Source organism: bacterium SCSIO 12696, assembly GCA_024397955.1.
Classification (GTDB): Bacteria; Pseudomonadota; Gammaproteobacteria; order Pseudomonadales; family Porticoccaceae; genus SCSIO-12696.
Window position 1 is genome coordinate 924,367 of sequence record CP073744.1, and the last position, 15,498, is coordinate 939,864.

Annotated in this window: 16 protein-coding genes; 6 read left to right on the forward strand and 10 right to left on the reverse strand. The window is 51.3% G+C overall.

Going from position 1 to position 15,498, the window contains the following annotated elements:
- The first annotated feature begins 68 nt into the window (after positions 1-68).
- A complete protein-coding gene (locus tag KFE80_04275) occupies positions 69-1,571 on the forward strand; it encodes an aminotransferase class III-fold pyridoxal phosphate-dependent enzyme (protein ID UTW46118.1) in 1,503 nt (500 codons plus the stop codon).
- Positions 1,572-1,614: 43 nt separating this feature from the next.
- Complete coding sequence (locus KFE80_04280; protein ID UTW46119.1) at positions 1,615-2,328, forward strand: 16S rRNA (uracil(1498)-N(3))-methyltransferase; 714 nt, start codon at positions 1,615-1,617, stop codon at positions 2,326-2,328.
- Here KFE80_04280 and KFE80_04285 read toward each other — a convergent pair.
- Positions 2,316-3,143: an AraC family transcriptional regulator gene (locus tag KFE80_04285; GenBank protein ID UTW46120.1), complete on the reverse strand. Its 828-nt coding sequence runs from the start codon at positions 3,141-3,143 to the stop codon at positions 2,316-2,318. The two genes, KFE80_04280 and KFE80_04285, sit on opposite strands and share 13 nt — an antisense overlap.
- 173 nt (positions 3,144-3,316) lie before the next feature.
- On the opposite strand from KFE80_04285, the gene KFE80_04290 reads away from it, so the two are divergent.
- Positions 3,317-3,904: a cytochrome P460 family protein gene (locus KFE80_04290; protein ID UTW46121.1), complete on the forward strand. Its 588-nt coding sequence runs from the start codon at positions 3,317-3,319 to the stop codon at positions 3,902-3,904.
- Between the two features lie 95 nt (positions 3,905-3,999).
- Here KFE80_04290 and KFE80_04295 read toward each other — a convergent pair whose 3' ends face one another.
- Genes KFE80_04295 through fliM form a run of 5 tightly spaced genes read right to left on the reverse strand, consistent with a single transcriptional unit; the run spans position 4,000 to position 7,410 of the window.
- Complete coding sequence (locus KFE80_04295) at positions 4,000-4,452, reverse strand: DUF2721 domain-containing protein (GenBank protein UTW46122.1); 453 nt, start codon at positions 4,450-4,452, stop codon at positions 4,000-4,002.
- A gap of 18 nt (positions 4,453-4,470) precedes the next feature.
- On the reverse strand, positions 4,471-5,472 hold the full coding sequence (fliG, locus tag KFE80_04300; protein UTW46123.1) for a flagellar motor switch protein FliG: 1,002 nt from the start codon (positions 5,470-5,472) through the stop codon (positions 4,471-4,473).
- A gap of 33 nt (positions 5,473-5,505) precedes the next feature.
- Positions 5,506-6,117 (reverse strand): chemotaxis protein CheB, encoded by a 612-nt coding sequence (locus tag KFE80_04305; protein ID UTW46124.1) that lies wholly within the window; start codon positions 6,115-6,117, stop codon positions 5,506-5,508.
- A gap of 11 nt (positions 6,118-6,128) precedes the next feature.
- The gene (locus KFE80_04310; GenBank protein ID UTW46125.1) at positions 6,129-6,398 is read right to left on the reverse strand and encodes a FliM/FliN family flagellar motor switch protein; all 270 of its coding nucleotides are present in this window, start codon (positions 6,396-6,398) and stop codon (positions 6,129-6,131) included.
- 25 nt (positions 6,399-6,423) lie between these two features.
- Positions 6,424-7,410, reverse strand: coding sequence for a flagellar motor switch protein FliM (fliM, locus tag KFE80_04315; protein ID UTW46126.1), 987 nt, complete (start codon positions 7,408-7,410; stop codon positions 6,424-6,426).
- Between the two features lie 376 nt (positions 7,411-7,786).
- Here fliM and KFE80_04320 point away from each other — a divergent pair, with 376 nt between their 5' ends.
- From KFE80_04320 to arsJ, 3 genes are read left to right on the forward strand one after another with little or no spacing between them, the layout of a single operon-like run.
- Positions 7,787-8,140 carry a metalloregulator ArsR/SmtB family transcription factor gene (locus KFE80_04320; protein ID UTW46127.1) on the forward strand — a complete coding sequence of 118 codons (354 nt, stop codon included), beginning with the start codon at positions 7,787-7,789 and terminating at the stop codon, positions 8,138-8,140.
- Entirely contained in the window at positions 8,137-9,138 is a 1,002-nt protein-coding gene (locus tag KFE80_04325; GenBank protein ID UTW46128.1) for an ArsJ-associated glyceraldehyde-3-phosphate dehydrogenase, read from the forward strand. The genes KFE80_04320 and KFE80_04325 overlap by 4 nt, the downstream gene beginning before the upstream one ends.
- A complete protein-coding gene (gene arsJ / locus KFE80_04330; protein ID UTW46129.1) occupies positions 9,092-10,369 on the forward strand; it encodes an organoarsenical effux MFS transporter ArsJ in 1,278 nt (425 codons plus the stop codon). Before KFE80_04325 ends, arsJ begins: the two co-directional genes overlap by 47 nt.
- Here arsJ and KFE80_04335 read toward each other — a convergent pair.
- The 4 genes from KFE80_04335 to KFE80_04350 form a co-directional block, all read right to left on the reverse strand.
- Positions 10,350-10,634: a hypothetical protein gene (locus tag KFE80_04335; GenBank protein UTW46130.1), complete on the reverse strand. Its 285-nt coding sequence runs from the start codon at positions 10,632-10,634 to the stop codon at positions 10,350-10,352. The genes arsJ and KFE80_04335 overlap by 20 nt on opposite strands.
- Positions 10,635-10,708: 74 nt before the next feature.
- Positions 10,709-13,264, reverse strand: a complete 2,556-nt coding sequence (locus tag KFE80_04340) for a CHASE2 domain-containing protein (GenBank protein ID UTW46131.1) — start codon at positions 13,262-13,264, stop codon at positions 10,709-10,711.
- Positions 13,265-13,318: 54 nt separating this feature from the next.
- Positions 13,319-14,704 (reverse strand): FecR domain-containing protein, encoded by a 1,386-nt coding sequence (locus tag KFE80_04345; protein ID UTW46132.1) that lies wholly within the window; start codon positions 14,702-14,704, stop codon positions 13,319-13,321.
- Positions 14,697-15,410 carry a response regulator transcription factor gene (locus KFE80_04350; protein UTW46133.1) on the reverse strand — a complete coding sequence of 238 codons (714 nt, stop codon included), beginning with the start codon at positions 15,408-15,410 and terminating at the stop codon, positions 14,697-14,699. The genes KFE80_04345 and KFE80_04350 overlap by 8 nt, the downstream gene beginning before the upstream one ends.
- Positions 15,411-15,498 lie beyond the last annotated feature (88 nt).

The window sequence follows — 15,498 nt, forward strand, 5'->3', positions numbered from 1 at the left end:
CGCCAATTCATTGTGCTACCCCTGGCCACTAGAATAAAAGTTAACGCAGCATATAGCCGGGATACACCATGACCATGATTCAGCCAATCTCTGCGACTGACCGCCTCGCCCCATTACGTCGTTTCGCCGGGCAGCCAATGACCACAGGGTTAGGTGACCCACTGATTAACCAGTTTGCCAGTAGTGATTCCTGCTTACTCCGCGCCATTGATCATGCGGTGGACTACGCCAATCATATGGCTTCGCGGTACCCATCGCTTATGGATTTGGACGAGCAACAGCAGATTGAACAAATCCAGCAAGGTTTTTTGAATTTCTACCAAAGTGACGCAGTAACCCCTTACGTTGCAGCCGGAGCTGCTGGCCCCTGGATTATCACCTTGAAAGGTGCGGTTTTATACGACACTGGTGGCTACGGCATGCTGGGGTTGGGCCACGCTCCTGAGACCATTTTACAGGCCATAAACGCGCCTCATGTAATGGCCAATATCATGACTCCCAACCTCAGCCAGATGGCACTGATAGACGCACTTCGCCAGGAAGTGGGCCATAACCGCGAGCAGGGCTGCCCCTACCACAGTTTTCTGTGCATGAATTCAGGCAGTGAATCGGTTTCGGTAGCAGCACGGATTTCCGATGTGAACGCCAAGCAAATGACCGACAAGGGCGCCAGACACGCAGGCAAGCCCATTATGCGGGTTGCCTTGAAGGGCGCCTTCCATGGGCGAACAGATCGCCCGGCGCAGTATTCCGATTCCAGTATGGCAACCTACAAGAAATATCTGGCCAGCTTCCAAGGTGAACCACGTTTGATTACGGTAGAAGCCAACAACTGCGAGCAGTTGAAAGTGGTTTTTGAAGCGGCAAATGCAGAAAACTGGTTTATCGAATCCATGTTTTTTGAGCCGGTGATGGGAGAAGGTAACCCAGGCCTGGCTATTACACCGGCGTTTTACGCACTGGCGCGCCAGCTGACCGAAGAACACGGGGCTCTGTTATTAGCGGATTCCATTCAGGCCGGGCTACGCACCACCGGCAATTTGTCTATTACCGACTACCCCGGTTTTGAAAAGCTGCCGGCACCGGATATGGAAACCTACTCCAAAGCCCTTAATGGCGGCCAATACCCGTTGTCGGTTTTGGCCCTGTCCAGCAAGGCACACAAGCTGTATCAAAAGGGTTTGTATGGAAATACCATGACCACCAACCCCCGGGCCATGGATGTGGCTGTGGCAGTGCTGGACGCCATCACCCCGAACCTGCGTAAAAACATTGTGGCAACTGGCAATGCACTGGTGGAAAAATTTTCAGCCCTTATGAACGAGCTGGGCGGGGCTATTACCAAGGTACAGGGCACTGGCCTGCTGGTGAGCATTGAGCTCAGTGAGAGCTACAAGTGTTTTGGCGCCAACAGCATCGAGAACTACCTGCGTACCCAGGGTATTAATGTGATTCACGGCGGCACTAACTCCCTGCGATTTACTCCCTGGTTTAACATCAGCGACAACGAAATCGACTTACTGGTCAATGCCACCAAGGACGCTCTGTTAAACGGCCCCAGAAAAACTTAACCGCTCTACCTCAAGGGCGGATCAACCCCTATAATCCGCAGCCATGAACCTGCTGCTGATTGAACAACAAGACCTCTGTGCACCCAACCGGGCCATTATCTCTGGCCGACGGCTGGATCATATGCAGCAAGTGCACAGGGTCAATATCGGTGACACGTTAAAAGCTGGCATGATCGACGGTGATATGGGCAGTGCTGTTGTCGATTCTTTATCGGGCCAGCAGGCAGAGTTGACACTGCAATTTGACCAGCCACCACCAGCACCGCTGCCCATTACCCTACTGCTTGCCCTGCCCCGCCCGAAAATGCTGCGCCGCATTTTTCAAACCATTGCCACCATGGGCGTTAAGCACGTTTTTTTAATCAACAGTTATCGGGTGGAAAAAAGTTTTTGGCAAAGCCCATTTTTACAGCTGCAGGCGATTCGAGAGCAATTGATACTTGGGCTAGAGCAAGGCTGCGATACAGTATTGCCCCAGGTGCATTTACGCCAACGTTTTAAACCGTTTGTGGAAGATGAACTTCCCGGCATTTGCGCTGATTCCCAATGCCTAGTAGCCCACCCCAAAAACAGCACTTCTTGCCCTATCAATATCCGTGAAACCAGCACGCTGGCCATCGGACCTGAAGGTGGGTTTATCGATTACGAAATTGCCAAACTGGTGGAGTGCGGTTTTGCCCCGGTTTCCCTGGGGCAACGTATTCTGCGGGTCGAAACCGCCATACCGACGCTGTTAAGCCGGCTTTATCCCGGTTGATCTGCCACACTCCACTGCTTGGGCGACTGCCCAAGGTGAGCTTTAAACGCACGGGATAACGCACTGGCATTGGCGTAACCAACCCGGTCTGCGATAAAACTCATACTTTTGCCCTCTCTGAGCAAGGATTGGGCAATACTCAGGCGCCATTCGCTCAGATAGGCAACCGGCGTGGTTCCGACAACCTCTTTAAAACGCACCGCAAAGCGGGCTCGCGACATACCGGCAACGTCAGACAAACTGGCCAGTGACCAGTGCCGGGCTGGATCGCTGTGCATGGCATTGATGGCTTTAACCAACTTGGCATCGGACAAACCCGCCAGCACACCTATCTGCAAACGCTGTTGATCCATCAGTTCTCTGAGCACTTGTATAAATACCACTTCCATCAAACGATCCAAAATTCCCTGGCGGCCACAATGGTGCTCCATGGCTTCTGCAAACATCAGCTCCAGCGTCGGGGCCAGACAGCCGGATTGTGCCAGCGGCAACACCACCATATCTGGCAGCGCCCGAAATACGGGTATGGATAAACCCACGCCAAACTTAAAAGAAGCGCAAACAATTTCGACTTTTTCACAATCCGGAGCAAGCAGATGAAATTGAGGGTTGGCGCAAAAGAACAGGCTGGGTTTATCCACTGTAATGACTTTTTGCCCAGGCAATTCAACACGCACCCTGCCCTGTTTCAGCACATGGATATAGCCCACCCCTGTACTTAATTCATAGCGCCCGGAGTGGCACAGGGGGCCCGCCTGAAACACACTGGCGCGCAGTTCAAAGTGGGTTAAAAACTGGGCCAACCGATCTTCCATAACAATACTCAAAGTATGAATTTTGAGATTATTAGATACCAAAAATCTTAAAAAATCCCCAACATAACCACAGCCTTACTAGGGTTTTTATTTGCCAGCCTGGGAACAATCACTCTATGGGGCAGCAGTCCTCAAATAGCATTCCCCCAATCGCGTATTTCAGGAGCAACACTATGAAAACCACAGCAAAACTCATTGCTTGTTCTGCGCTTATCGTGGGGGCCTCTGCGTTGATGGCCTCCGTATACGCAGGCGAGGCCAAGAGCTCTATTGGTGCCGCCGTGTTTGACAAAAAGAACCAGTTGCTATTGCCGGAAGGTTATCGCACCTGGGTTTTTGTCGGCGCGCCGCTTACGCCACACGGGCTCAACAACAACGCTGCGGGCTTCCCGGAGTTTCACCACGTGTACATCAACCCGGATGCCTACGCCATTTACCAAAAGACCGGCAGTTTTCCCGAAGGAACGGTTATCGCTAAAGAATTGGTATTGCTGCAAAAAGGCGATCACAAAGACGGCTCCAAAAACGAAGTTTCTGGCCGTGGTTATTTCGCCGGTGAATTCAATGGTATGGATGTGATGGTGAAAGACAGCAAGCGCTTTCGCAAAACCAAGGGATGGGGCTTTTTTAACTTTGGCCACCATGCACCCCCCTACGCGGAAGCAGCACCCGCGGCCCCCAAAGCCAGTTGCGCCGGTTGCCACGAAGCCAGCGCCGACAAAGATATGGTGTTTACCCGCATGTATCCATCATTGCGCTAGCAAAACCAACCCGTTTAGCCATGAAGTAGTATTGTCGTAAAAACGACACGGGCACCTAAAGGTGCCCGCTTTTTTACCAAGCAACTTTATTCTAATCAGTCGTCCAGAATAAATTCCTTGGCAATTTTCAGCGTGTAACTGCCTAGATAGACTTCCCGCAAAAAACAAATCAGTGCCGCAATAAGCAGCAGTATCGACAGCACGAAAAACAGCTTTATCAACGCACTGATTTCCAGCTCCAGAGCCACCGCAGAAAACAGGCAAACGATCACAACACAGACCATTAATGCCGAGGTAACACACAGGGCGATAGAGCGATTAATCCAGTTTATACGCACACTCAAAACGTTCAGTTCTTTACAGGAAGAGGCAATCTTTTCTTTGTCTTTAAGCGCAACCAAACGGCGATCGACAACTCGCGAGCGATCAATAATTCGCCCCAGGCGACTGGAGATAACGCTGAGAAAACCGGCGATGCCGGCCAATAAAAATACTGGCGCTACTGCCAGTTGAATAATATGGGCAAGGCTTGATGTGGACTCAAACACGATACAGAAGCTCCTGCGTCAACCCACCATATCGCCGCCGCCAGCAATGGAGATCTTGCCTTCGTCCAGCAGGCGTTTTGCAGTCACCATAATCTCTCGCTGTGCCTCTTCCACTTCGCTGACCCGCACTGGGCCACCGGCTTCCATGTCTTCGCGCAACATTTCGGCGGCGCGTTTGGACATATTGCGGAACACTTTGTCTTTGACTTCCTGATCCGCTCCCTTGAGGGCGATGACCAGTTGATCCATTTGGATTTCTTGCACCAGCGCCTGGAATTCCCGGTCGGGCACACCCACCAGGTCATCGAATACAAACATCAGTTGCTGGATATTCACCGCCATTTCCGCATCCATTTCGTTTAGCTTTTCCATGAGCTCTTCTTCCTGGGCGGTATCCAGGCTGTTCACAATAGCTGCGACGGTTTTCAAACCACCCAAGGTGCTTTCCCCTGTGGTCGGGGAGCTGCTGTCCAGCTGCTTATCGAGCACTTCGCTGAGCTCTTTCATGGCATCCGGATGTAAAGGCTGCAAATTCACCACCCGCATGACGATATCCAGGCGAGTTTGTGAATCCAGGAATGCCAGCACTTCAGCGCCTTTTTCCGGTTCCAGATAGGAAACAACGGTGGCCTGTATCTGCGGATGCTCCCCTTTGATCAAATCGGCAATCGCACGGGGCGGCATCAGTTTAAGGGCATCCAGGCCAGTGGCATCATCATTGAGAAAGATACGGCTGGTAATTCGCTTGGCTTCCACTTCGCCGACGGCTTTGGTCAGTGTGTCGCGAATGTAATCTTCCGTACCCACCTCGAAGCCTATTGAACTGGTGGTTTCTTGCAAAAACTCCCCAATGGCGCCTTTGATCTCCTCCAGGTCCACCCGTTTGAGCTGTTTCATGGCCTGGCCAATTTTCTGCACATCGGATTGGTGCAGATAACGGAACACACCGGCGGCGTATTCTTCCCCCACCACCGCCAACAACAGCGCCGCTTTATCCAGCTTGCTCAAATCCGCTGACATAATTCCCCTTAGTTGGCTGCTATAAGCCCGTGTTTAAGAACTGCTTTTATGGTCGTTAATTTGTTTGCGGATGGCTGTTGCCACCTCCGCCAATGGCACCACGTCAATGGCCGCATTTACACGTACCGCTTCCCCTGGCATTCCCCATACCACACTGCTTGCTTCATCCTGAGCCAACGTATAAGCCCCTTGTTGGCGCAAAGTGAGCAACCCTTGCGCACCATCACGTCCCATACCGGTGAGCAATACCGCGACAATATGGGCTGCAGAACCCTCTGCCAGGGATTCAAACATCACATCCACCGACGGTCTGCATTTATTGCGTGGCGGCTCAGCGCTTAAGTGGCAGCAATAACCCATTTGGTCAGCACTTAACACCAAGTGCCTGTCACCCGGCGCCAGATAAACATGCCCAGCTTGCAAGCGCTTGCCTTCCTCTGCCAGTGATACCGACAACGCTGTCGATTTGTTCAGGCTGGCTGCCAACGCCTTGGCAAACCCCGGGTCAATATGCTGTGTCACCACTATTGGCGGCAGTGGCGCCGCCTGCAAATCGGGCAGCTGTTTGAGCAATAACCGTATTGCTTCTGTACCCCCTGTGGAGGCACCAATGGCGATTACGGTTTGACTGTGCTGCACCGCCAAAACTGCCGCCTTTAACCCAGGGACTTAATGCGCTCTTTGGCACTGACCACGGACACGATGCGAGCTCCGTAACGATCGCCAATCTCCACCGCTTCCGCCGTTGCCATGGGGATGTCGTTGACACAAACTTCCAGTGGGTCATCGGTGTAACTGTCGAGCTCAATCACTGACTCCGGCCCCCAGGCCAGCACATCGCGAATACTCATCTGTGTAGCGCCAACAACGGCGGATATTCCCACGGGAATATCAAGAATCATGTCCAGATCACTGTTTTCTGTCATTGCGTTTCCTCAGAGCCTGTTAGGGCTAGTTGTTTGCCGGGCCCATAATTCTCAGCGCCACTTTGCCGTTGGAGCTGCCTATACGAGTACTGTATACCGCTGAGCCATTGGCGCATAAGGTGGCCGGATCATTCATGGTGATAGGGATAACATCCCCCACCTTGAGGCTCTTAATATCGCCAATGGTCAGCTGGGACTCGGCCATGGCACAACTAAGCTCCACTTGTACCGAGGTCATGTGCTGCAATAACGGCTCTGCCCAGCAATGGTCTTCTTCCACAGGGGTTGAGGACTCACCTTCATCCGCAGTATCCAGTACCGGCTCTAATGTGCTGTAAGGGATGGCGAGATCAATTTCACCACTGACATTGTCCAGTTCCAGTTGGAAAGTGCTGACCACCCAAGGCTCATCTGGGCTGTGAGCGGCGGCCATCATCGGGTTCATCTCGCTGGCCAGGTGATCGATGTTGAGCGCCAGGGTGTCTTCCCAGGCAGCGCGAACGTCTTCCAGAGTTCGCCCCAGCAGCTTGCCAATAATGCGGTTTTCAATGCTGGTAAATTCCCGCCCATCGATACTGATCTGACGGCCCGCGCCACCAAAAAACAGATCCACCAAACCAAACACCAGACGAGCGTCAAACACCACCATGGCAATGCCGGGCAAAGGGTTCAGGCGCACCACATTGAGGCTGGTGGGCGTGTCCATGCGCTGCAGGTATTCAGAAAAACGTAGAATCTCCACGCCTTTGGTGCCGATTTCAGCTTTGCGCTGCAATAAGCTGAACACCGTCATTCGCAGTTGCCGCACATAGCGGGCATTAATGACATTCAGGGGAGCAAGGCGGCCGTGAATCAGGCTGGCCTTATCGGTGAGATCACAGAGTTTGGCGGCCCCGGAATAGCCGCTCTCTTTGGCGGCTGCTTTTTGCTCCGTCTCTACATCACCGGACTCCACCCCATCCAATAAGGCATCCAGTTCGTCTTGGGACAGTATTTCTTCTTGTTCGGCCAAGTGTTGTTCTCTTTGTGTTATTTAAGAGTTATTCAGATTTTTCTCTAAGCCTAGAAGCCCCTCGGCACGCGCAGTACAGCGCCAGAAACTCGCCACTTATTAGCAGATACAAACCCACTATTACCCTTTAAGCAAAGGCTGTGCCATTGCAAGCAACACCCTCACCCGCTTAGGAGAGCTGAGCAATAGGCTCTTGAGGCATTCACCTTAATGGGAGAGCTCACCCAGAGAGCGTCAGACATTTGACGCCCATAGCACCAAATAGCTACTCAGAGTTCAATCAGCAAATTCACAAATTTTTATATTCGATATTTCATATATACGAATATCCATATAAAATACCTGAAATCCGTTTATCAAGGTGGTAAGAATCACTGTGTCCCCTATCGACCTATTCAAATGCCTGGCTGATCAAACCCGGCTGCGAGCCCTGCTGTTAATCCACCAAAATGATGAACTCTGCGTGTGTGAGCTCACGGCAGCCATGAGCGAAAGCCAGCCAAAGATCTCTCGCCACCTAGCACTGCTGCGTACCAGTGGCCTGTTAGTGGATCGACGTCAGGGGCAGTGGGTGTTTTACCGGCTATCCCCTAGCCTGCCCCAATGGGCGGTAGAGGTACTGGACACAACCCTGTCATCCAATAAAACGATAATCGAAACCGATCTCAAGCGCCTGACTGCCGCGGGCAATTTGCGCTGTGCCGAACCCAATCAGGAGGTATTTTCGTGACCATAAAAGTAGGCATTAATGGCTTTGGCCGTATGGGCCGCCTGGCAATGCGGGCAGGCTGGGACTGGCCGGAGTTTGAATTTGTGGCCATCAATGATCCCGGTGCTAACCTCGACACCCTCGCCCACCTGCTCAACTTTGATTCGGTGCATGGAACATGGCAACACGAAGCCACAGCTGATGACAACCAGCTGTGTATCGATGGCCAACGGATTGCAGTCAGTCACCATCCCTCCATCGACGATTGTGATTGGTCTGGGTGTGATCTGGTGATTGAAGCTTCGGGAAAATTTCGCAAAACCGCTTTGCTACAGCCTTATCTGCAACAGGGTGTGAAACGGGTAGTGGTTACCGCCCCGGTAAAAGAGCCCAACGTGTTAAATGTCGTCATGGGCGTTAACCAACACCTCTATGACCCCGCGAAGCATTCCATTGTGACTGCAGCCTCCTGTACCACCAACTGTCTAGCGCCAGCGGTTAAGGTACTGCAAGAAAGCCTGGGTATACGCCACGGCTCCATGACCACTATCCACGCATTAACCAACACCCAAACCATTGTTGATGGCCCCCACAAAGACTTACGCCGGGCCCGCGCTTGCGGAATGAACCTGATTCCCACAACCACGGGCTCAGCCACTGCCATCACTGAAATATTTCCCGAATTGAAAGGCCGCCTTAATGGGCATGCCGTCAGGGTGCCACTCACCAATGGCTCTCTGACCGACTGCGTTTTTGAACTGCAAAAGCCGACAACCGCTGAGGCAGTTAACGAGTTATTTAAGCAAGCCGCGGAAACGGATCTGCGTGGCATCCTCGGTTATGAGGAGCGCCCCTTGGTCTCCAGTGATTACCGCACTGACCCCCGCTCAACCATAGTCGATGCACTGTCGACCATGGTGGTTAATGACACCCAGTTAAAACTGTATTTGTGGTACGACAACGAGTGGGGCTATGCCAACCGCACCATGGAGTTGGCGAAGATGGTCGGCCAAGCTTAATCTCATGAGCACCAATATCCGCCAGTACCTGTTGATTACCGGTAATTACTGGGCATTCACCCTTACTGATGGTGCACTCAGAATGCTGGTGGTATTGCACTTCCACCAACTTGGCTACAGTCCACTGGCCATCGCCAGCTTGTTTCTGTTTTACGAGTTGTTTGGGGTGATTACCAATTTGGTGGGCGGTTGGCTGGGGGCCAAAATCGGCCTTAACCGCACCATGAATATTGGTTTGGCACTGCAAATTGCCGCACTGCTGATGCTGTGCGTACAAGCAGAGCTGCTAACGGTTTTTTGGGTGATGTGCGCCCAGGCGATTTCTGGCATCGCCAAAGATTTGAATAAGATGAGCGCCAAAAGTGCGGTCAAGTTTCTGCTGCCAGAACACGCCCAAGGCAAGTTGTATAAATGGGTGGCGATATTGACCGGCTCCAAAAACACGTTAAAGGGAGCAGGTTTTTTCCTGGGAGCCGGCCTACTCGCTCTGCTGGGCTTTCAACAAGCAATGTTGGCCATGGCAATAGCCTTGGCGGTGGTATGGGTCATTAGCCTGACTTGCCTTGGCAAAGACCTTGGTCGCGCCAGCAACAAACCCAAGTTTCGCCAGGTTTTTTCGAAAAGCCGTGCCATCAATATTCTGTCTGTGGCACGGCTGTTTTTATTTGGCGCCCGTGATGTCTGGTTTGTGGTGGCACTGCCGGTATATTTGAGCAGCGTTCTGGAATGGAGCCACTGGACAGTGGGCAGTTTTCTGGCTTGCTGGGTAATCGGCTATGGAATAATTCAGGCCTCTGCACCAGCAATCACAGGGCAGCGAGCGGCAAATACGGGTAATAGCCGCCAGGTTGTCGCCTGGGGAATACCACTGGCTTTGTCCGCAGCAATCATGGCTTTGGCCTTACATTGGGGATCCCCTCCTGCACCAACCCTGATTATTGGCCTGATGCTATTTGGGGCTTTGTTCGCTATTAACTCATCCCTGCACAGTTATTTGATTGTCAGTTTCGCCAACCGCGACAGCGCCTCTCTGGATGTGGGCTTTTACTATATGGCCAATGCCATGGGCCGATTGATCGGAACACTGCTGTCAGGCTGGGTGTATCAAAGCGCAGGATTGCAGGCCTGCCTGTGGTTGTCCGCCGGTTTCCTGTTCATATCCGTTGTCGCAGCCAGCCGACTGCAGAAACAAGGTCAGGTAACCGTACCGGCTAATCCGACAGGCTCTTAATAAAATCTTTGCCATCCAGCCAGCCGGAAAGCCACTCCGAAGCAACCACTGCTGATGATGAACATGAGAAGTCGAAACAGTCTTCCGACGTGAAACCTTGTACTAAAACGCTGATGTTATTACCTTGCAAACTGCGGGCTATGGCCTGCATGTAACCCCGGCTATAGACCTGTTTGTCTTTGGCATTGTGGTAACGGGCGCCTGAAGGGAAAATTTGCCCCTCTGCACAAACGGGCGCTTCTGCTTTTTGAGTTCTAATCGCCATCACTGCTACTCACAAGGGTATCCAAGCTACAGTATGGGCTTTTCAAAAAACAATCGGGTAAAACCTTTGTAAAATTACGGGACTTCGGGAGTCAAGGGCAATAAAACTGTTACGCAGAGTCCACCCCTGTCGCTGTTAACCGCACGAATTTCACCGCCGTGACGAGCAATAACCGTGGCAGCCAGGCGCAAGCCAAGGCCAACACCACTGTATCTACCACTGCCTTCAGAGGTGCCCTGCTTAAAAGCGTCAAACAACTGGCCGATATCTTCCTCTGAAGCGCCATCGCCATCATCAGTGATGTCCACTTGCACAAAGCTGCCTTTATTGGCGGAAGAAACAGTCACAACGCCATTTTCCTGAGCGTATTTAATGGCGTTATCAACCAGATTTAAGAACGCCCTTTCCAACATCACTCGATCGCAATTCACCCAGGCGCAGCCATCTTGATAATTCATGCGAAACTGAATTCCACGGCTTTTAGCCAGGCTAAACAATTGCGCGACCGCCGCATCCAAAACCGTATCAATCAAGCAAGGGGTAAACAACAGGTGGGCATTCGCCTCTATCTTCGAAAGCTGAATGTAGTTATCTGCGTACGAAATATTGCGCTCTACCTGCTGTTCAACTCGCTGCAGAACATCTTTCACATCAACACTGTTATTACGACTTTCTTGTATCAACGCAAGTACCGATGCCATGGGAGAACGCAGGTCATGAGAGAGGAAGTTAATCGCCTCGGTGCGCTTACGCTCTCCCCGCTTCAGTTCTGATACATCCGCTATGGTTAAAATCACCAGAGGCCGATCCAGATCAATAAGCGCCGCATCCAACTGCAAATCGACAGCATCAGCGGTGGTACCCTCGATAGAAAAAGCCTCTCTATTTAATACCAAAGCTGCGAACAGAGAGCGCCAATTTGCCTGATTCTTGAGTGATACCTGGGTCAGCTGCCCAAAAAGCATTGCCCCGCTTTCAAAATCTCCAAACAGTTCTTTGGCCTGATTATTCGCAGTTACTACATGACCGCTGCATTCCAACAACACAACACCGTGATGAGTGTTTTCCAGGGCTTCCCACATCAGTAAATTACTGCGTTCTGCCCGCTGATTAGCTTCTGCAAGGGTCGCCAGAGATTCGTCCAACAGCTTGTTGCCAGGCACTCTCCACAGAGAAGACCAATGCGCCACCGGAAACACATGATTTAACTGTTCACCGGTTAAAGGCTTATCGGTATTGTCCAGTTCCCATTCCAGGGTCAGGTAACAGCATTGATTGCCAATACGAAATTGCCTCAGGCAATGGTCTTTTGAAAAAAGCCAGGAATCGGTGTAATCGCCAATCAAATAACAGTTGCGCGGGTTTTCCGAGCCCACAACATTAAAATGTTGATCGCGAACAGACCAGCCACTCAATGGGTAAAATGATTTTAAAAAATGCACACTGGCCTGAACTTCGTCGAGCAATTGCCGTGGCTCAGAAAAAATATCCTGCTGCTGCAAACGCTTTAGTTCTCGAGAAAGCACATTCATTTCACCACTGAGGCGCCACCAGTTTATCAGTGGGAAACACAGTGCCAACGCCCAAAAAGCGGCACCCATCGGCAGCCAAAAACCCAGCGAAAACAACACCAGCGGCAACAGAGCCAGTCCGGCAAGAGCAGCCACGGTAATCACAATATTCTTGCGCACCAACATCGTGCTCATTGCAAACACCAGCAAAGCTACGGCAATCACATTCAGCCATTGTGTTAGCCAACGAGTTGCTGGAGTCACTAGCTGGCCACTGCGCAGCCCGTTGAGAATATTGGCGTTTACTTCCACTCCAGGCATAGAACCCAGAGATGTGGCAATACGATCCAGACCTTGGGCAATCACCCCGACCAATACAATTTTATCTTTCAACGCTTGTGCTGGAATTCGCCCTTTCAAGACATCCACATAGGACACACTGGGGAAACTGCCTGCTTCGCCGGTTAAGGGAATGTAGTTTTTATGGCTACGAACAAAACCTGCGGCCGCTTGTGAGGTATCGACCGTATTCAAGCCGGGAAGTGATAGGTTCTTGCCACCCACAAGTTGCTGAATAGACACTGAGAAATGCGGTTGTTGCTGACCTTCGAGAATGTGCTTTAAAAACACCGCCCGACTTTTGCCATCATCATCAATGACAACTTGCACATGGCCCAGAGCAGAAGCTGCAGCAACCAGGCTAGCCATGGGCATCACTTCCAAATAACGCCCGCTGCTCTCAAAGGCTTCGATATAAACCGGTAAAACCACCGGCGCAGAGGCCTGTATTTGCTCGGCAAGGCGTTGATCGGCCAGAGTGTCTTGGGATGGCTCGGCAAACAGAATATCCATGCCCACCAATGCCACGCCGCTACTGCTCAGCTGCTGCAACAACCGCACATGGTGATCCCTCGGCAATGGCCACTGACCCAATTCCAATAAGGTTTTTTCATCCACCGCGACAATGATAATGTCCTGCGGTGTTTCTGCCCGAAATATCGAAACAGCGGTGTCGTAGATAACGTTATCCAGAGTTTTCTGCCAGCCTAGCCACTGAAACAGAAATGTCAGTAGCGCCGCAATAACAGCAATTAATAGACGGCGTGGGTAACGGCTCAATGGCACTCCCGTTATTTGCCAACAATGGTGAGGGTTAAGGAACCTCTGAAAATGCTACAGGAGCAATAATAACGCAACTGCAGAAACCGCAATCGCCGCCCAATCCCAACTCTGATTTTCAATCTGAACCGCATCACTGTATTCACTTTCGCGCCCGTCGGCAGAAACCGCTTTCACACGCACATAAAAGCTGCCCTTGATAGACTCTTTACGCTCAAATGTTGGTTTGGATAAGGATTCACTGAACAGTATCTGGCTAAAATCTGGCTGCGATGACGCCTCCACCAAATAACCGCTGGCATTGGCAGTTGGCTCCCAGGCAGTAACCAAGCGTTTGCTCTTATACCGGGTATCGGCGACATTCAACACGGGTGCCGTTAGTTTTTCCAGAGTTTGAAAACTCGCAGCAGTGCTGTCCTTGCCGCGCAACCCATCAGCAGACACCGCTCGAACAACCAATCGATAAGTACCTGTTGGTAGCTGATCAAATTGATATTGGTTATCTACGGTGTTGTTTTGAACGATAACTTCGCCACCGCTGCTGCCTTGATACAATTCCAATTGGTAGCCAACAGCACCATTCACCGCTGCCCAGCCAACTGCAACTGCGCCCGCGTCATAGGTGCTTTTAACGCCATCAATTCGTGGTGCGGGAAGCAGTTTCACAGGTTTACCGACAGGCTGACCTTTGCTGGCTTTGACACCGAATCCCCCCGGAACCTGCTGGCCACTGTGCCCAGCTGCCACATCCACACCCCCTTCCAACACCTCTACATGAGTGATGGTATCACCGGGCTTTGCAGCTACTCGAAATTTTGTACCGCGAACAGCGGCCACCGCACCGGGGGTTTTTACCTTGAAACGATTTTTGTTCTGGTTGCGAAACGCCTCTGCGTCCAAAGCGCCTTTATTCAGTTTTAGCGTACTGCGAGCAGAGCGATTACCGTGTGTGGTCAGCGCCTGTAAAACCAGTTCCGAATGGTGACGCAACAACAGCTCTGAGCCGTCGTTAAACACCAGTACTGCAGCACCTTCACCCACCGTCAGCTGACTGCCGAGAAATACCGAATCGCCATTTTTGACCGCGATGGATGCAGAAGCGCCATAAGCTGTCTGACTCACGTCGCCGCTGGCAAACTGAACCACCGCCGCAACAGGAATGGTTTGTATCCACCCAACAGGAATTCGCAAATGGGTGCCAGGGCGTAGATGCCTGGGAATGCCAATACCATTGTGCTTCTGGATATTGCGCCAACACTGGGTAACATTTCGATTACCCATACTCTCGGCGCAAAGTTGCCAAAGCGTATCCCCTTTTTCGACAAAATAAATCCACTCGGGCTCTTCATCTTCAGCCGCCCAGGTGGATAAAACCAACAAGCACAGAAACCCGAACAGGGCAGTTTTAAAAGCCATTAACGCTTTTTTCACGTCAGTCATTATCCAGTTCTTCAAAGCGATAACCGTGTTGGTACACCGTCTTTATGCAATAGCCGGTTTCCGGGCCAATCTTCAAGACTTTCCTGACCCGGCTCATGTGCATATCCACGGTACGCGTATCAATCTCAGCGTCTACTCCCCAGACTTTATTCAATAAGTATTCCCGTGTCAGTAGCTGCCCTTTCCTCTCAAGCATGCAAACCGCCAATTCAAATTCTTTGGGACGCATCTTAACGGTTTCACCGCCAACAGAGGCAGTGCGAGAAATCATATCTAATCGAATCGGGCCCACTTCACACACTGGGCTGGCAGACTGTCGAAAGCTGGTACGACGTTTAAGTGCACCAATTCGCGCCAGGAATTCTTTTTCACGCAGGGGTTTTACCAAATAATCATCCGCACCCGCTTCTAATGCTTGCACAATACAGTCTTCTGATTCCAATTGGGTAGCAAACAGAACCGGGCCTTCAAAACCCCGTTCCTCTCGTAAATTGCGCAGCACCTGCAGGCCATCAACATCTGGAAGTAGCCAATCCAGCACCACAAGGTCGACTGGTGAGTTATCCAGAAATTCATAAAAAGCTTTGGCTGTTGTAAAACAGGCAACCTGGCAAGGCAAGCCAGATAACCAACTGTGCATCACCTCTGCCTGAGACGACTCATCCTCTAATACGCAGATGCAATAGTTTCTATCTTCCAAGATCACATAGGCCCCCAGTGACACCTTAGAACACTTCTAAAAATGCACTATTTTTAGAAATGCCCCTTATTTATTGTTCGTTAGAGTATATTGC